This is a genomic window from Pseudomonas sp. FEMGT703P (assembly GCF_002786345.1).
Classification (GTDB): Bacteria; Pseudomonadota; Gammaproteobacteria; order Pseudomonadales; family Pseudomonadaceae; genus Aquipseudomonas; species Aquipseudomonas peli.
The window spans coordinates 315541-333195 of sequence record NZ_PGCM01000003.1 but is presented as its reverse complement, the minus strand read 5'-3'; the positions used below and the strand labels follow the sequence as shown (position 1 = coordinate 333195).

15 protein-coding genes are annotated in these 17655 nt (G+C 62.3%); 9 read left to right on the top strand and 6 right to left on the bottom strand.

The window, feature by feature from the left end:
* Positions 1 to 99: 99 nt before the first annotated feature.
* The 4 genes from tyrS (at position 100) to CUR33_RS02430 (ending at position 6374) form a co-directional block, all read left to right on the top strand.
* Positions 100 to 1341, top strand: coding sequence for a tyrosine--tRNA ligase (gene tyrS / locus CUR33_RS02445; RefSeq protein ID WP_289238589.1), 1242 nt, complete (start codon positions 100 to 102; stop codon positions 1339 to 1341).
* A 129-nt stretch (positions 1342 to 1470) separates the two neighbouring features.
* On the top strand, positions 1471 to 2931 hold the full coding sequence (locus CUR33_RS02440; RefSeq protein WP_289238588.1) for a sigma-54 interaction domain-containing protein: 1461 nt from the start codon (positions 1471 to 1473) through the stop codon (positions 2929 to 2931).
* Between the two features lie 423 nt (positions 2932 to 3354).
* Positions 3355 to 4740, top strand: coding sequence for a GntP family permease (locus CUR33_RS02435; protein WP_090255109.1), 1386 nt, complete (start codon positions 3355 to 3357; stop codon positions 4738 to 4740).
* Between the two features lie 74 nt (positions 4741 to 4814).
* Positions 4815 to 6374: an acyl CoA:acetate/3-ketoacid CoA transferase gene (locus tag CUR33_RS02430; protein ID WP_289238587.1), complete on the top strand. Its 1560-nt coding sequence runs from the start codon at positions 4815 to 4817 to the stop codon at positions 6372 to 6374.
* 146 nt (positions 6375 to 6520) lie between these two features.
* Here the strand turns inward: CUR33_RS02430 and speB are convergent, their stop codons facing one another.
* Complete coding sequence (gene speB, locus CUR33_RS02425) at positions 6521 to 7492, bottom strand: agmatinase (protein WP_289238586.1); 972 nt, start codon at positions 7490 to 7492, stop codon at positions 6521 to 6523.
* Between the two features lie 10 nt (positions 7493 to 7502).
* Entirely contained in the window at positions 7503 to 8582 is a 1080-nt protein-coding gene (locus CUR33_RS02420; RefSeq protein ID WP_289238585.1) for a polyamine ABC transporter substrate-binding protein, read from the bottom strand.
* A gap of 113 nt (positions 8583 to 8695) precedes the next feature.
* On the opposite strand from CUR33_RS02420, the gene CUR33_RS02415 reads away from it, so the two are divergent.
* Positions 8696 to 9610 (top strand): LysR family transcriptional regulator, encoded by a 915-nt coding sequence (locus CUR33_RS02415; RefSeq protein WP_090255101.1) that lies wholly within the window; start codon positions 8696 to 8698, stop codon positions 9608 to 9610.
* Here CUR33_RS02415 and CUR33_RS02410 read toward each other — a convergent pair.
* The 3 genes from CUR33_RS02410 to CUR33_RS02400 all read right to left on the bottom strand — a co-directional run bounded on the left by CUR33_RS02410 (position 9607) and on the right by CUR33_RS02400 (position 12534).
* Positions 9607 to 9810, bottom strand: coding sequence for a hypothetical protein (locus CUR33_RS02410; protein WP_289238584.1), 204 nt, complete (start codon positions 9808 to 9810; stop codon positions 9607 to 9609). The genes CUR33_RS02415 and CUR33_RS02410 overlap by 4 nt on opposite strands.
* A gap of 177 nt (positions 9811 to 9987) precedes the next feature.
* Positions 9988 to 11925, bottom strand: coding sequence for a M48 family metallopeptidase (locus tag CUR33_RS02405; RefSeq protein ID WP_289238583.1), 1938 nt, complete (start codon positions 11923 to 11925; stop codon positions 9988 to 9990).
* A 12-nt stretch (positions 11926 to 11937) separates the two neighbouring features.
* Entirely contained in the window at positions 11938 to 12534 is a 597-nt protein-coding gene (locus CUR33_RS02400; protein ID WP_289238582.1) for a LemA family protein, read from the bottom strand.
* Between the two features lie 194 nt (positions 12535 to 12728).
* Between CUR33_RS02400 and CUR33_RS02395 the strand changes: the two genes are divergently transcribed.
* The 4 genes from CUR33_RS02395 (at position 12729) to CUR33_RS02380 (ending at position 15654) form a co-directional block, all read left to right on the top strand.
* Complete coding sequence (locus tag CUR33_RS02395; RefSeq protein ID WP_170049242.1) at positions 12729 to 13319, top strand: TetR/AcrR family transcriptional regulator; 591 nt, start codon at positions 12729 to 12731, stop codon at positions 13317 to 13319.
* Positions 13316 to 14194 carry an alpha/beta hydrolase family protein gene (locus CUR33_RS02390; protein ID WP_289238581.1) on the top strand — a complete coding sequence of 293 codons (879 nt, stop codon included), beginning with the start codon at positions 13316 to 13318 and terminating at the stop codon, positions 14192 to 14194. Before CUR33_RS02395 ends, CUR33_RS02390 begins: the two co-directional genes overlap by 4 nt.
* A gap of 28 nt (positions 14195 to 14222) precedes the next feature.
* Positions 14223 to 14630 carry a PaaI family thioesterase gene (locus tag CUR33_RS02385; RefSeq protein WP_282874189.1) on the top strand — a complete coding sequence of 136 codons (408 nt, stop codon included), beginning with the start codon at positions 14223 to 14225 and terminating at the stop codon, positions 14628 to 14630.
* A gap of 367 nt (positions 14631 to 14997) precedes the next feature.
* Positions 14998 to 15654: an endonuclease I family protein gene (locus CUR33_RS02380; RefSeq protein ID WP_090255085.1), complete on the top strand. Its 657-nt coding sequence runs from the start codon at positions 14998 to 15000 to the stop codon at positions 15652 to 15654.
* Between the two features lie 84 nt (positions 15655 to 15738).
* Here the strand turns inward: CUR33_RS02380 and CUR33_RS02375 are convergent, their stop codons facing one another.
* Complete coding sequence (locus CUR33_RS02375) at positions 15739 to 17517, bottom strand: acyl-CoA dehydrogenase C-terminal domain-containing protein (RefSeq protein WP_090255083.1); 1779 nt, start codon at positions 17515 to 17517, stop codon at positions 15739 to 15741.
* Positions 17518 to 17655: the final 138 nt, after the last annotated feature.

The following is a 17655-nucleotide window of genomic DNA, read 5'->3' as shown; positions in this document are numbered from 1 at the left end:
GGTAGATGCGTTGTTGCATGTCCGATCCGCCTGAGGCGGCCCGGATAGCAAACCCTCACTCCAGTCTCCTCAGGCCTTTGCCTTAACCAGGAGACACGTATGCCCAGTAACACCTTTGATCTGCTCGACCAGCTCGCTGCCCGTGGTTTTATCCACCAGAGCACCGACCTCGATGGCCTGCGCCTGGCGCTCAGCCAGGGCCCGATCACCTTTTACCTCGGTTTCGATGCTACGGCGGACAGCCTGCACGTAGGCCATTTGCAAGCCTTGATGCTGATGCGCCTCCTGCAACGCGCCGGGCATAAACCGATCCTGCTGATTGGCGGTGCCACCACACGCATCGGCGACCCGAGCTTTCGCGACAGCAGCCGGCCGGTGCTGACGGAAGCGCAGATCCAACACAACATCACCGGGATTACCGGCTGCTTTGCCCGCTACATCCAGTTGGGCGATGGCCCCAGCGACGGCCTGGTGGTGGACAACGCCGACTGGCTGGACGGTATCGGCTACCTACAGTTTCTCGATCAAGTCGGCCGGCACTTTTCCATCAACCGCCTGCTGACCTTCGACGCCGTGCGCAACCGCCTGGAGCGTGAACATTCGCTGAGCTTTCAGGAGTTCGGCTACACCCTGCTGCAGGCCCACGACTTCACCGAGCTGGCGCGTCGGCACAATTGCACCCTGCAACTGGGTGGTGCCGACCAGTGGGCCAATATCATCAATGGCGTGGAACTGGGCCGGCGCCAGGGCTGCCAGCCGCTGTTCGGCCTGACCATGCCGCTGCTGACCACCCGTGACGGGCGCAAGATGGGCAAATCCGCCAGCGGCGCGGTGTGGCTGAATGGCGACAAGCTCTCGCCGTATGACTTCTGGCAGTTCTGGCGCAATTGCGATGACGCTGACGTGGGGCGCTTTCTCGCCCTGTTCAGTGATCTACCGCTGGATGAGGTAGCGCGCTTGAGCGCTCTCGAAGGCGCCGAGCTAAATCAGGCGAAAATCATCCTGGCCAACGCCACCACTGCCCTAGCCCATGGCGAGCAGGCCGCACGCGACGCCGCAGCCACCGCCCTGGCGCTGTTCACAGCGCAGGAAACGGATGCCGAACTACCGCAACTAAGCGTTAGCGCGGAAGACCTGGCTAGCGGTTTAAGCCTGACCGACCTGCTGCTGCGCCATGATCTGCAGCCCTCACGCAGTGCAATACGCCGCCTGGCGAGCGGCGGCGGTCTGCTGTTGAATGGCGAACGCCAGAGCAACCCGGACCAGCCGTTGCAAGCCTGGCAGCTGGGTCGACGGCTAAGCCTGGGCAAGAAGCGTCATTACCTGCTGCAGTCGCGGTGACGCAGATCTGCGGCTGATCGCGCACATGGCACTCTGTACTTACCGGCGGTATGCAGATCGCCGCCGGTTGCCCCCTGCGCGCAGCGCCACCCATAATCGGCCGCACCTGATTCTGGATGTACTGCGCCCATGGCCATTGCCCGCGACGACCTCGACCAACACGGCCTGATCATTGGTGTTTCGCCCGAGCGCTTCCGCGCCGTGGCCATGCCGCTGTTGTTCGACCACCTGAACGCGCAATGCGAGGGCACCATCGCGGTCAACCGCCAGGCGCGGATTGTCTGGATCAACGATAAGTACGCCGAAAAGGTTGGCATCAGCGACCCGCGCAGCGTACTCGGCAAAGAGATCGAAGACGTGCTGCCAGCCAGCCGCTTGCGCGAAGTCGTGGAGAGCGGCCAGCCGAGTATGCTCGACCTGATGGCCTTCGGCAGCGAGCATTTCGTGGTCACGCGTATTCCGCTGCGCGACGAGGACGGCACCCTGGTCGGCGCGCTGGGCTTTGTACTGTTCGACCGCGCCCGTCACCTCAAGCCGCTGATGGCCAAATTCAATACCCTGCAGAGCCAGCTGGTCGCCACCCAGCACGAGTTGGCCAAGGCGCGCCGCGCGCGTTACACCATTGCTGGTTTTATCGGCGCCAGCACGGCGGCCAGCGAGGTCAAACGCCAGGCCCGCCGCGCCGCGCAACTCGACGCCACGGTGCTGCTGCGCGGCGAAACCGGCACCGGCAAGGAGCTGCTGGCCCAGGGCATCCACAACCTGTCGCCACGGGCCAACGGGCCGTTTGTCGCGGTCAACGTCGCAGCCATTCCGGAAACCCTGGTCGAGGCCGAACTGTTCGGCACCGCGCCCGGCGCCTTTACCGGCGCGGATCGCAAGGCGCGTATCGGCAAGTTCGAAGTGGCAAACGGCGGCACGCTGTTTCTCGATGAAATCGGCGATCTACCGCTGCCGCTGCAGGCCAAGCTGCTGCGCGTCTTGCAGGAGCAGGAGGTTGAGCCGCTGGGCTCCAATCAGGTCAAACCGTTGAATGTGCGAGTGATCGCTGCCACGCACATTGATCTAGAGGCCAAAGTCGCCGCCGGGCAGTTCCGCGACGACCTCTACTACCGCCTTAACGTGCTGGCCCTGCGCGTGCCGCCGCTGCGTGAGCGCCGCGAGGATATTCCGGCGCTGCTGGAGCATCTGCTCGACGATATTGCCAACCGCTCGACGCAGGCCCCGCTGGAAGTCAGCGATGACGCCCTCGCCCTACTGAGCGCACAACCCTGGCGCGGCAATGTGCGCGAGTTGCGCAACCTGCTGGAACGCGCGCAATTGGATGTCGATGGGCGCCTGAATGCGCAAACCGTGCGCGCGTTGTTGGTCGACCCGGTGACGCCCGCAGTGCACACCCCTGCACCGCAGCCAGCTACCAGCGTGACGCAAACATTGGCGGAGCAACTGGCACAGGCCGAACGCCAGGCGCTGATCGACGCCCTGCAGGCCACAGCCGGCAACCGCCAACAGGCGGCGGAACGTCTGGGCATTTCCCGCGCAGGGCTGTACGCCAAGCTGGCCCTGCATGGGTTGGGTAAGCACGACTAAGCCAGTCGCGCGGCTCCCAAAGCGGACGCAACTCACTGTAGGAACGGCGGGGGTGCCCAACCCTTGGCCGCGATGTTTCTGAACATGCCAAAGATCGCGGGCAAGGAACTAGGCGTCCCCCGCGCCTAAAAAAGCGAAAGTCCATAATTTTGGACTTTAAGCCCATCGAGCAATCCAAAAATTTGGACTGATTCCAAAAATAAAGACACATCGTTCTCCCCCGGCAACCACGCCAAACCGCCTAAGCCCGACGCAACCCATCAAGCACAAGCCTTTCAGCCACCTAGACCAAAGTCGTAGCCCCGTCTGGCACAGCTTTCGCTCTAGTCTGCCCAACGCTTTGTCTCGCTGCCTGGCTTAACGAGCAAGCTCATCAGCGTCGCCATAGAGCGGTGCTTAAAACAACAACAAAAGGAACCAGCCATGGGTACCCTCGGTATTCTGATTTCCCTCGCATTGTTGATGTACCTCGCCTATCGCGGCATCAACGTGCTGATCCTCGCCCCTCTGCTCGCGTTGCTGGCCTTGCTGTTTGCCGGTGACATCCACCTGCTGCTGCCCACCTACACGCAAGTGTTTATGAAGGCCATGGGTGGCTACGTGATTCAGTTCTTTCCGCTGTTTCTGCTGGGCGCGCTGTTCGGCAAGTTGATGGACGACTCGGGATCGGCCCGCGCCATCGCCCAGGGCATCGTCGCGAAAGTCGGCAGCGAGCGGGCGATCCTGGCCATCGTGCTGGCATGCGGCATCCTCACTTACGGCGGCGTGTCGCTGTTCGTGGTGGCCTTTGCGGTGTACCCGATTGGCGCGGCGTTGTTCCGTGAAGCGGGCATTCCCAAGCGCCTGATCCCCGGCGCCATCGCCCTCGGCTCGTTCACCTTCACCATGACCGCGCTGCCCGGCACCCCGGCGATTCAGAACGCCATCCCCAACCCGTTTTTCGGTACCGACGCCTTCGCCGCGCCGGGCCTGGGGGTGATCGCCGGGCTGATCATGTTCGGCCTCGGCACCTGGTGGCTTACCGCACAGTCGCGCAAGCTGATGGCGGCGGGCGAAGGCTATGGCGCGCACCGTGATGACCCGGTCGCCGAGGACAACCGGGCGATCCCGGGTTTCTGGCTGGCGCTGCTGCCGATCTTCGTGGTGATCGTGTTGAACTTCCTGATGGCCAAGCAGATTCTGCCGAGCATCGATACCAGCTACCTGGCCAAGCCGGAATTCGGCGGCCTGCAAGACGCCAAATCGCTGATCGGCATCTGGGCGATCATCGTCGCCCTGAGCGCGGCCATCCTGTTGTTAATCGCCATGCACTGGCAGCGCTGGATGGACCTGAAGAAGAGCGTCAACGACGGCGCCTTCGGCTCCATGCTGCCCATCCTCAACACCGCAGCTGAAGTGGGTTATGGCACGGTGATCGCCTCGCTGGCGGGCTTTGTGATCATTCGCGACCTGGTGCTCGGCGTCTCCGATAACCCGCTGATCTCCGAAGCGGTGGCGGTGAATATCCTCGCCGGCATCACCGGTTCGGCGTCTGGCGGTATGTCGATTGCGCTGAAAACCCTCGGCGAGCAGTACCTGACCATGGCCAACGCCGCCGGCATCAGCCCAGAGCTGCTGCACCGCGTCGCGGCCATGGCCTCTGGCTGCATGGACACCCTGCCGCACAACGGCGCGGTGATCTCACTGCTGGCGATCTGCAAGCTGACGCACCGTGAGTCGTACAAATTTATCTTCGTTAACACCGTGGCGTTCCCGATGGTGGCGCTGGTGGTCGTCATCACCCTGGGCACGCTGTTCGGTAGTTTCTGACGGGCCTGGCATGGCGCCCCTGTGCGCCATGCCGCCCCTACTCAATGTTGTTTAATCGCTTTCGAGTACCCGCTATGAGCAAGATCATGACCGCCGCCGCTGCGGTGGCGCGCATCCCGGACAACGCCAACCTGGCCACGGGCGGCTTCGTCGGCATCGGTTTCGCCGAAGAAATCGCCATTGCCCTGGAGCAGCGCTTTCTGGCTGAACAGGCACCGCGCGACCTGACCCTGGTGTATGCCGCCGGCCAAGGCGATGGCAAGGGCCGCGGCCTCAATCACCTGGCCCACGAAGGCCTGGTGCGGCGGGTGATCGGCGGCCACTGGGGCCTGGTGCCGGGGCTGCAGAAGCTGGCGGTGGATAATCGCATCGAGGCCTACAACCTGCCGCAGGGGGTGATCTCCCAGCTGTTTCGCGATATCGCCGCCGGCAAGCCGGGGCAGCTGTCGCGCGTCGGCCTGGGCACCTATGTCGACCCGCGCCACGGCGGCGGCAAGCTCAATGCGCGCACCACCACCGAGCTGGTGCGGCTAATGCCCATCGACGGCGAGGACTACCTGTTCTACCCGACATTCCCCATTCACGTGGCGGTGGTGCGCGCCACCAGCAGCGATGCCGAGGGTAACCTGAGCTTCGAGCGCGAGGCGCTGACCATCGAGAGCCTGGCCATCGCCATGGCCGCACGTAACTCGGGCGGGCTGGTAATCGCCCAAGTTGAGCGCATTGTCGAACGCGGGTCGCTAAATGCTCGCGAGGTGAAGATCCCTGGGATTCTGGTCGACTGCGTGGTACTGGCCGAGCCGGCCAATCATCAGCAAACCTTTGCCACCGCCTACAACCCGGCCTTCGCCGGCGAAACCCGGGTGCCGATGGACAGCCTGAAAGCCATGCCGCTGGATGTGCGCAAACTGATCGCCCGCCGCGCGGCACTGGAGCTGAAAGCCGGTGCGGTGGTCAACCTGGGCATCGGCATGCCCGAAGGTGTGGCCGGGGTAGCGGCCGAGGAAGGCGTGATCGAGCGCTTGACCCTGACCGCCGAACCCGGGGTGATCGGCGGCATCCCCGCCTCGGGGCTGGATTTTGGCGCGGCGAGCAACCACAGCGCGCTGCTCGACCAGCCCTACCAGTTCGACTTCTACGACGGCGGCGGTCTGGATATCGCCTTTCTCGGCCTGGCTCAGGCGGATGCGGCCGGCAACCTCAATGTGTCGAAATTCGGCAGCCGGCTGGCAGGCGCAGGCGGCTTTATCAACATCAGCCAGAACGCCAAGCAGGTGGTGTTCCTCGGTACCTTCAGCGCGGGTGAGCAGGACATTCGCATCGAAGACGGCCAGTTGCGCATCATCAAGGACGGCGAACTGCGCAAGTTTGTCGCCGAGGTGGAACACCGCACTTTCGCCGGCCACCAGGCTGCCGAACGCGGCCAGCCGGTGCTGTATGTCACCGAACGCTGCGTGTTCCGCCTGACCCTGGACGGCCTGGAGCTGATCGAAGTGGCGCCGGGGGTGGATATCCAGCGCGACATCCTCGACCGCATGGATTTCACCCCCATCGTGCGCACGCCGCAACTGATGGATGCGCGGCTGTTTCTGCCGTCGCCGATCGGCCTGAGCGAGCAACTGAACGCTGATTAACATTTGAGTGTGAGTTTACGGGCCCTCTGGGCCCGTTTTTTTGCCCGGATTTTTCTGTACACCCTAGGTGCGGATCACGCCTCACCGGTCCACCGTGGGTAGCCCAGGCGAACGCCAATGCGTGGACATACACAGCGATTTCTACCCTAGATTTTTTCGCCCAACTTCTGCCGCGCCGCATACAGGCACACCAACTCCATCGCCACGGTGGCACCGGCCAGAGCGGTGACTTCCGCGTGATCGTAAGGCGGCGACACTTCCACCACATCCATGCCAACCAGATTGATCCCACGCAGGGCACGGAGAATTTCCAGCGCCTGATGGGTACTCAGGCCGCCGCACACCGGCGTGCCGGTGCCGGGGGCAAAGGCCGGGTCGAGACAGTCGATATCAAAGGTCAGGTACACCGGGTTATCACCGACCCGCGCGCGGATCTGCGCGGCAATCTGCTCCGGCGTGCTGCGGTGCACCTGGCGTGCATCCAGCACCTGAAAGCCCATCACGTCGTCATTGGTGGTACGCAGGCCGATCTGCACTGAGCGCGACGGATCGACCAGGCCTTCACGGGCCGCGTGGTAGAACATGGTGCCGTGGCTGACGCCTTGCTCACTGTCGTCGAGATCCGGCCAGGTGTCGCTGTGCGCATCGAAGTGCACCAATGACAGCGCGCCGTGTTTACGCGCATGAGCCTTGAGCAGCGGGTAGCTGATGAAGTGGTCGCCGCCCAGGGTGAGCATGGCGCAACCGGCCTGAACGATATGCTCGGCGTGCGCTTCGATGGCCGCCGGGATCTTGTGCGGCAGGGCGTGATCGAAATTGCAGTCGCCGTAGTCGATCACCGCCAGGTGGTCGAAGGGGTCGAACTCCCAGGGGTAATGCCGTTCCCAGGCGCTGGTGATCGACGCCGCGCGAATCGCTCGCGGACCGAAGCGGGTGCCGGGGCGGTTGGTGGTGGCGGTGTCGAAGGGCACGCCGCTGACCACCAGATCCACGCCCGCTAGGTCGCGGCTGTAACGCCGGCGCATAAAGCTGGTGACCCCGGCATAGGTTGGCTCGGAGAAAGTGCCGTAGAGGCTGTCGCGGGTAAATGCCAGGTCGTTGCCGTTGAATGCTTCCATTGCCTTGTCCTCAATACTGACTGCGGAAAGTGGTCCAGATGCGCGTGCGTTCACGCTGTTGGCGCAACGGCATCAGTTGCTCGGCAAACAGGCGGGCGCGCACTGCTTCACCGGGGTAGATATCGGCATCGCCGCTGATCGCCGGGTCGACCAGCGCCGTGGCGGCCTGGTTGGCGTTGGCGAAAAACACGTTGTTGGTCAGCTCGGCGATGGCCTCAGGGCGTAGCATGTAATCGATAAAGGCGTGGGCCGCCTTGGGGTGCGGCGCATCAGCCGGGATGGCCATGGTGTCGAACCACAGCAGCGTGCCTTCACGCGGGATGCGGTACTGCACTTCGAACGGCTGCTTGGCCTCAGCGGCGTTGGCCGCCGCCATATAGGCGTCGCCGTTGTAGGTCAGCGCCAGGCAGATTTCGCCCTTGGCCAGGTCATTGATATGCCGTCCGGCGCCGACGTAACGCAGGTTGGGCTGCAGCTGGGTGAGCAACTGCGCCACCGCATCGAGGTCGGCGCGTTCGCTGCTGTAAGGGTCTTTGCCGAGGTAGTTGAGGACGATGCTGATTACTTCCTGCGGCGAGTCGATCACCGCGATGCCGCAATCCTTGAGCTTGCTGGCGTACTCGGGCTTGAACAGCAGATCCAGGCTGTTCAGCGGCACACCCGGCAGGCGTTGTTCAAGCGCCTGACGGTTGAAACCCACGCCGACCGTGCCCCAGGTGTACGGCAGGCCGTACTGGTTGTCGGGGTCGGCACTGGCGAGCTTGCTCAGCAGCGCCGGATCGAGGTTCTCCAGATGCGGCAGTTGCGTGCGATCCAGCGGTTGCAAAGCTTTGGCCTGAATTGCCCGCGCCAAGCCGCTGGAGGCCGGGAAGACGACGTCATAACCGCTGCCGCCGGTCAGCAGTTTGCTGTCCAGGGCTTCGGCACTGTCGAAGATGTCGTATTTGACGGTGATCCCGGTTTCGTCCTTGAAGCGTTGCAGGGCTTGCTCCGGTAGGTAGGCGGACCAGCTGTACAGGTTCAGGGCTTTCTCTTCGGCCTGAGCGGCGAAGGCGCAACACAGCAGCAGCGGAACAAGGGCCTGACGCATGGGAATGACCTCGGTGAAGGGATGAGCTGGGCACAGCTTGCCTGCCGGTTTGCTTAGCTTAAATATGAAGTGGTCTACTCTGGCATCGACATTCATCAATGTTAGGTGCCGTCATGCTCAGCCAGTTACGCGACCTCGATCTGCAGTTGCTGCGCCTGTTCGTCACCGTAGTGGAGTGCGGCGGTTTTAGTGCCGCCCAAGGCGAACTGGGGATTGGTCAATCGACCATCAGCACGCAGATGGCCAAGCTGGAAACCCGCTTAGGTTTTCGCCTGTGCGAGCGCGGCAAGGGCGGCTTTCGCCTGACGCCCAAGGGCGAACAGGTGCTCAGCGCCACGCGCAAACTGTTCAGCGCCATCGACACTTTCAAGGGTGAAGCCCAAGGCATGGCCGACAAGCTCTTGGGCGAGCTGCGCATCGGCCTGTCGGAAGGGCTTGCAGCCAGTGTGCTGGAGCAAGTGGCCGAGGCCATTGGCAACTTTCGCGGGCGAAACCAGGCGGTGCAGATCGAGCTGCTCACCGCCATGCCGGCCGAGCTGGAACGCCGCCTGCTGCAGGGCCAGCTACACGTAGCGATTGGCTATTTCTCTGGTAACCAGACCGCGCTCGATTATCAGCCGCTGTTTCGTGAGCGCCAGGTGCTGTTCTGTGCCGCCGGCCACACACTGTTCAATCGCCCGCAGATTCGCCTGGAAGACCTGCAGCAGGCTGATCGGGTCCAGCATCCTTATCGCTTTGTGCAGGTGCACGAACCGTTACAGAGCAGCACCAGCTCGGCGCAAACCGAGCAGGTTGATGGTGCACTGGCGTTTATCCTCTCCGGGCGGCATATCGGCTACCTGCCCGAGCATATTGCCGAGCCTTGGCAGGTCCGTGGGCGCCTGAGGGCAATCGAAGCTGACAGCCTCGGTTTTGATGTGCAGTTTCACCTGACCAGCCACCGCGGTCAGCACCCCGGCGATGCGCAGCGAGCGTTTGTCGAGGACCTGCTGCGGGCATTCGGCGTCAGCCCACCCGCCTGCCCTTAATGCCTAGGCGCGCGCTCACGTGCAGACGCCTGTTGCAACTGCGTACTCAGGCGGTCAATCGCAGCAATCGTCTGGCTGATGTCGTGGTGGATGCTCGGCACGCCGAGGCACGGCCAGGGCGATGCATCAGCCGACAGCGGCTCGGCCTCCAGTTGCAGCTGTGGGTCAAAGAGATCGTGGGTCAGGGGAAGCAGGTGCATGACAGGCTCCTTGCCGGACAACCCGGCGTGACGGTTGAGGTCAGGAGGCAGTAAACAAGTGGCCAATCGGCCAAGGGCCAAGTCTTGTTGCTATGACCTCAGCATCGGCAACCGACGTGACAGGTTGATGACCGCGCGGAGCCTGCCGGTTCAGACTCCACCGTGAAGCCGTCGGCGTCAACCCGCCAGCGGCCCGGTGGTCGTGTGCAGCAGCGGCGGCATCGGGCAATCCAGCAGGTCAGCCACGGCACGCAGCAACTCGGCCTCGGCCACCTCGATGCGCCCGTCATGCTCGATGCAGCGCGCCATGGCCTTGAGCAGACGCGGCTTCTGCAAGGGCTGCAGCTGGTTGAGCCGTTTGAGCGCAGCCTCCAGGGCTTTCAGATCGCACTGCGTTGCCGGCAACAGGTTGAGCACGGTGTATGGCAATTCGCTCGCCGCCTTTGCCAACGCTGCTTGCGCCTGATCCGGCGGAACATTGCCGGCATGGGCCAGAAACGACAGCAACACCTGCGCGTCATCCAACACTTCCAGCAGGTGGAAATGCCCACTGAGCCGCCGACTGGGGGCCAGGTTACGCTCTACGATGCGCAGCAACGTCCATTCCAGCAGCTCAACCTGGCCATCGGCACGAATCAGCCGCGCCATCACCGCACACAACCCAGCCGCCTGTTCGGCGCCCAGCTGCTTGAGCGCCGGCATGGCCAGGTCCAGCAGGGTCAGCCGCTGGTTGCCTGGCAGCTGGCGCAGCGGTTGTTCCAGCGCCTGCACATGCTCCATCAGCTCGGCGCTGAGCAGTGGCTGGAGCATCTGCAGTTGCTGGTCACGCAAGGGCGCCGCAGGCGCCAGCAGCAACCCATAAAGTAAGGCCTGGGCGCCGATGCCATGGTGCGCCGCCTGACGCAGCGCCGGGTGCAATTCATCCAGCACTTTATGCGCCTGCTGCAGGTGGGCCGCACGTGGCTCGCCAATGCTGGCGATGGCCGCCGTGGCCGAGGCGGCGCTAAAGCCGGTCAGGGCCTGATCCCAGCCCTGGGCCACTGCACGTTGGTCTGCCGTGGCATTGGTGGGCAGCAGACTGAGGATCGAGACATCCGGGTAGCGCCCATCCCACTCTGGCGTAATACGCCGAATCCGCTCTTCCAGTGGCGGATGGGTCGCCAGCATGCCCTCCAGCGCCCGGCTGATACCGGCGGCGAAGTACATATGACTGAACTCGGCCGCATGCCCGGCGCGCAATTGCGAGCCATACTGGTTGCCGCCGATCTTCTGCAGCGCTCCGGCAATGCTCTGCGGATTGCGGGTGAACTGCACGGCCGAGGCGTCGGCGAGAAACTCGCGTTGCCGGCTCACGGCGGCCTTGATCAGGCTGCCGAAGAACGTCCCGGCATAGCCCAGCAACCATAAAGTAGCGCCCACCGCGATGATCGCTGCCGCCGAATTGTTGCGGCTGGAACGCGAACTGCCACGGGAGCTGCTGCGCAGCAGAAACCCGCCGATAAGCCCCAGCAGCAGAATGCCGTGCAGTACCGCGACCAAGCGTGTGTTGAGGCGCATATCGCCGTGGAAGATATGGCTGAACTCGTGGGCAATCACCCCCTGCAGCTCTTCACGCGAGAGCAGGCTGATTGCCCCGCGGGTAATCCCGATCACCGCATCCTGCGGCGTCAGGCCGGCGGCAAAGGCATTGATCCCCACATCATCCAGCACATACACCGGCGGCACTGGAGTGCCCGAGGCCAGAGCCATCTCCTCCACCACATTAAGCAGGCGCTGTTCCTCCAGGCTCTGCGGCGCGAGGTTGATCAAACGCCCACCCAGCCGTTCGGCCACCGCCTGACCGCCACGGCTGAGCTGCAAGCTCTTGTAGAGGCTGCCCAGCAGCACCACACCGATTACGGCCAGGGCGACCATAGCCACCTGTGGCCAGCTGGGCAGTAACGTGCGCGGACCATCCAGCATGCCCAGAGACTGTGGGTCAGGGCCGAATACCTGCCAGACCACACCCAACGCCAAGCTGGTCAGGCCGATCAGACTGAGTACTGCCAGTATCATCAGGATCAGCAAACGCCCGCTGTTTCGTCGGGCGCGATCCTGTTGCTCGAAGAAGTTCATCCCAGAGAATCCTTAGAATGACACCTTCGGCGCTTCCTGAATCGCCGCGCTGTCGGCGAACTCCAGCAGGCTGGCGTCCTGGGCGTGGCCAAAGCTGGCGGCCAGCAGCACCGTTGGGAATGCCTGCTTGTAGATGTTGTAGGCCATTACCGCATCGTTGAACGCCTGGCGGGCAAAGGCCACCTTGTTCTCGGTGCTGCTCAACTCTTCGCTGAGCTGCTGCATATTCGCCGAGGCCTTGAGGTCCGGGTAAGCCTCAAGCGTCACGTTCAAGCGACCCAAGGCACTGTTCAGCAGCCCTTCCGCGCCGCCCAGCTGCGCCATGCTCTGCGCATTGCCCGGCTGCGCGGATGCGGCCTTGAGCCCGGTCACGGCATTGTTGCGCGCAGCAATCACGGCTTCCAGGGTCTCGCGCTCATGCGCCATATAGCCTTTGGCGGTTTCCACCAAATTGGGGATCAGGTCATAACGGCGTTTGAGCTGCACCTCGATCTGCGCAAAGGCGTTCTGGAAGCGATTACGCAGGGTCACCAACTGGTTGTAGATGCCAATCACGTAAAAAATCAGTGCCGCGAGAACCGCCAGGAAAATCAGCGTGGAAATGGACATGGGGAAATCCTTATCAGCATGCGAAAGAACGCAGATGGTAGCGGAAAAGCGGTGAAGCGACTGCTCACCGCTGCACGCGGGTCGCACACCCAGGGCAGGCACGCGACCAATCCAACTGATGCCATGTCATATCGCCCGGTTATGAGGCAGAAAACCCTTGGCAAAATAGACCGACCGGTCTATATATTTAGCCCATGAAAAAGATCTCGACCCGCGACAAGCTCATTCACGCCATGGCCGACGCCTTGCAACGCAAGGGGCTGCATGGCGTTGGTCTGAATGAGCTTTTGGACATTGCCGGCGCGCCCAAGGGCAGCCTCTATCACCACTTCCCCGGCGGTAAAAGCGAGCTGGCAGTAGCCGCAATTGACCACATCAGCCGCACTATCGACAGCCTGTTTGCCCAACTTTTCAGCCAACGAAGCGACCCACTCAAGGCCATGCACCACTGGTTACAAGGTGCACTGCAGCAGCTGGAAAACAGCCAGTTTGAACGTGGCTGCCCGCTGGCCACCATCGCGCTGGAAAGCGGCCCGGAGGATGTAGAAATCCGCGCCGCTCTGCAGCGCAGCTTCACCGCCGTGCGCCAAGCACTGAGCCAGCAACTGCACGCCTACGGTTACCCCAGCGAACAGGCCGATAACCTCGCCGCGCTGTTTGTCGCGCTGTATGAAGGCGGGTTGCTGCAAGCCCGCGTGGCCGGCAGCAGCGAGCCGCTCAAGCGCGCCGCCACAGCCCTGTTCAACCTGACCCGCGAACAGCTTCCGGGAGGAGTCCGCCCATGAATACCCCAGCCATTCTTAGCGAGACCGTGCAGTTGCCAGCACTCGACGGTTACCCGCTGACCGCCACGCTGTATCACGCCCCGGAACCGGTCGCACAGCTGGTGATTGCCGGCGCCACCGGCGTGCCCCAGGGTTTCTATCGACGCTTTGCCGAATATGCCGCACAGCGCGGTTACAGCACGCTGACCCTCGATTATCGCGGCATCGGTCAATCGAAACCGGCCAGCCTGCGCGGCTTTGCTATGGATTATCTGGACTGGGCGCACCTCGATCTGGCGGCCGCAGTCGACCAACACCGCCACCCACAACGACCGCTGTATATGGTCGGTCACTCCTTTGGCGGACATGCCTTTGGCCTGCTGCCGAACCATGATCAGGTCCAGGGGTTCTACACCTTCGGCACCGGTGCTGGCTGGCACGGCTGGATGCCCAAGACCGAGCAGCTGCGCGTGCTGACTATGTGGCGCCTGATTGGCCCATTGATGACCCGTTACAAAGGCTACCTGGCCTGGAGCACCCTGGGCATGGGCGAGGATTTGCCGCTGGGGGTCTACACCCAGTGGAAGCGCTGGTGCCGCTACCCGCGCTACTTCTTCGAGGACCCGCAGATGCCGGGCCTGGCCGAGCGCTTTGCCACGGTCAGCACGCCGATCATTGCCGCCAATGCCCTGGATGACCTGTGGGCCCCGCCCGCCTCACGCGATGCCTTTATGGCGGCTTACAGAGCCGCGCCCTATCAAGCGCGCACCATCGATTCAGCCGCCAGCATCGGCGCCATTGGCCATATGGGCTACTTCCGTCCTGCGGCGCAGGTGCTGTGGGATGAAACACTGGACTGGTTCGCTGCGTTGCAGGCACAGCGCCAAGCCGCCTGACGAACCCACAACACAGAAGGTATCGCAGATGAGCATGGTTCCCGAGGGCTTTACCCCATTGTTTCGCAGCAGCCCCTTTCTCGATTTGCTGGGACCCATATACAACCAGCGCACTGATAAGGGCCTGGTGATTGGCTTATGGGCCGAAGAGAAACACTGCAACGCCCGCGGCCTGGTGCATGGCGGCGTGCTCAGCAGCCTGGCCGACGTAGCACTGGGCTATAACAGCGCCTTCGCCCAGGAACCGCCCACGCCAATCGTCACCAGCAGCCTGACCATCGACTACGCCGGCACCGCCAAACGCGGCGACTGGATAACCCTGGAAACCGATGTGCAAAAGGTCGGCAAAAGCCTGGCGTTTGCCAATTGCTACGTTGTGGTTGAGTCAGTGCGGATTGCCCGTGCCAGCGCGGTATTCAGCGTGGTCACGCAATAGGTTCGGTAGGTCGAGAAGGGTTCTGCGGTTTGGCGAACGCCATAAAAAAGAAAACCCCGCATTGCGGGGTCTTTGCAGACTGTTTGCTGACATCCTTGATCTGCTTGCCGTCCTGGCAGCTGTCCCACGTATCCTTGTTGCTAAAGTGCGCTTCCTGCGCGACGTCCACAGGGAGCAGATTAGCCAGCGCGAGTAACTCGGCATAGTGGCGATCTGCAGCACGCCGTGTAAGCCATAGCCTACACAACCGCTTCTTGGGTAAAACCGAGCAAACGCTCGGCTTTATTTTGTGACGCAGGTCTTGTTAGACTCGATCTTGTCTTACAAAAACAACAGACCCCGTCAACGGCGGTCACTGGGGCCACACATGCGCTCATTGCTTTTCGCCATCGGCTGCCTGACAGCCACCCTCAGCTCACTGGCATCCGCCAACGGGCAAAACCAGCTTTCTGATCCCAAGGCCGCGACGCAGTTATTCTGGAGTCAGCTGTATGGCCAGGGTGGAAGCACACTGTATTGCGGCAAAGCCTTCACGGAAGAAAGCGGCCAACTCAAAGCCAGCCCGATATACAGCAGCAAACAGCTGAAAAGCTCGCTGCGCTGCATCACCGACCGTCAGTGCGGGATCATGAACCCGCGTTACGTCTTCATGGCTTCAGACCTGCACAACCTCTACCCAGCACTCACCCGCGTGGAACTGGTTCGGCGCAATGCGCAGTTCGGTGAGCTGGATGACAGCGTGCCGAGCAAGTTCGACGATATCGGCTGCGACATGAAAACCAGCTTCCAGCTAGTGGAGCCGCGCGATGAAGCCAAGGGCAATGTGGCCCGGGCGATTTTCTACATGCACGTGGAATATGCCCTGCCGATTGTTGGTCAGGTGCAGGTGTACAAGAAATGGCACCAGATGGACCCACCCGATGCCGAGGAAAAAGCGCGCAACGACAAGATTGCCAGCCTGCAAGGCACGCGTAACCGCTTTATCGACAATCCGGAACTGGTTGAGCAGTTGATCAATAACTGAGAGCCCCGCACACAGCCGCTGAGCACTGATCCCAGACACAAAAAAACCGGCACTTAGGCCGGTTTTTTTGTCATACCGAACGCCTTAGAACTGCGCAGCATCCAGCAGGTACAGCGACTCGCTACCGGCTTTGACCGACGCGGTCAGGGAGTGGATACGCGGCAGCAGGCGGGCGAAGAAGAAACGCGCGGTACCCAGCTTGCTCACGTAGAACTCGTCCTGATCCTGCTTGGCCAGTGCGGTACGGGCCATCAGCGCCCACATGTAGGCGTAGGCGGTGTAACCGAACACTTGCAGGTACTCGACCGAGGCGGCGCCGACTTCATTCGGGTTGGCCTTGGCGCGCTCCAGCAGGTCGCTGGTCATCAGTTCCAGATTGGCGATGGCGTCTTTCAGTGGGTTGACGAACTCGGCCAGCGAGGCATCGGCGCTGTCAGTGAAGGCTTTGATCTCTTCAGCGAAGTGCTTGTAGAACGCACCGCCGCTGCCGACCACTTTACGGCCGACCAGGTCGAGCGCCTGAATGCCGTTGGTGCCTTCGTAAATCTGAGTGATGCGGCAGTCGCGGATCAGCTGCTCTTGGCCCCACTCGCGGATAAAGCCGTGGCCGCCGAAGATCTGCTGGCCGTGCACGGTGGTTTCCAGCGCCATGTCGGTGAGGAAGGCTTTGGCCACGGGCGTCAGCAGAGCGACCAGTTCTTCGGCGCGCTTGCGGGTGGTGGCGTCTTCGCTGTACTTGGCGGTGTCCAACTGCATAGCCACATAGCTGGAGAAGGCACGGCCGCCTTCGTTCAGGGCTTTCATGGTCAGCAGCATGCGGCGCACGTCCGGGTGCACGATGATCGGGTCGGCGGCTTTGTCTTTAGCCACCGGGCCGGTCGGCGCACGGCTCTGGATACGGTCGCGGGCGTATTCCACAGCGTTCTGGTAGCTGCGCTCACCCAGGGACAGGCCCTGAATACCAACGCCCAGACGCTCGTAGTTCATCATGGTGAACATCGCGGCGAGGCCTTTGTTCGGCGCATCGACGATCCAGCCGGTGGCGCCGTCGAAGTTCATCACGCAGGTGGCCGAAGCCTTGATGCCCATCTTGTGTTCGATCGAGCCGCAGGACAGGGCGTTTTTCTCACCCAGCGAACCGTCGTCATTGACCATGACTTTCGGCACCAGGAACAGCGAGATGCCTTTCGGGCCAGCCGGTGCGTCCGGCAGCTTGGCCAACACCAGGTGGATGATGTTTTCGGTCAGGTCGTGCTCACCGCCGGTGATGAAAATCTTGGTGCCGCTGATCTTGAAGCTGCCGTCAGCTTGCGGCTCAGCCTTGGTGCGGATGATGCCCAGGTCGGTGCCTGCATGCGGTTCGGTTAGGCACATCGAGCCCGCCCAAACACCGGAGTACATGTTTGGCAGGTATTTTTCTTTCAGCTCTTCGCTGGCGTGGGCGTTGATCGACAGGCAAGCACCGGCGGTCAACATCGGGTACAGGCCGAAGGACAGGTTGGCCGAGTTGACCATTTCCTCGACCTGGGCCGAAATCACCTTGGGCATGCCCATGCCGCCGAATACCGGGTCACCACCAACACCAACCCAGCCGCCATCGGCGTAGGTCTGGTAAGCCTCAGGGAAGCCGGCTGGGGTTTTCACCGCACCATCGGCCCAGGAGCAGCCTTCTTCATCGCCACTGCGGTTCAGCGGAGCAATAACGCCGCCGGTGACCTTGCCCGCTTCTTCGAGAATGGCCGCAGCCGTGTCTTCATCAACAACTTCAGCCAGGGCCGGCAACTGGGCCCACAGCTTGGAAACTTCAAACACTTCATTGAGCACGAAGCGCATATCGCGCAGGGGAGCTTTGTAGTCGGCCATGGGGTAAATCCTCGAGCGAAGCAACAGGTATACAGATGTACAGAAAGTCTAACCGAACAACTTTTTAGACACATAGCGTCGCGTACAGACTGAACAGTCACAACTCATTCATTCGGCCACACACAGTAAAAACCCGCC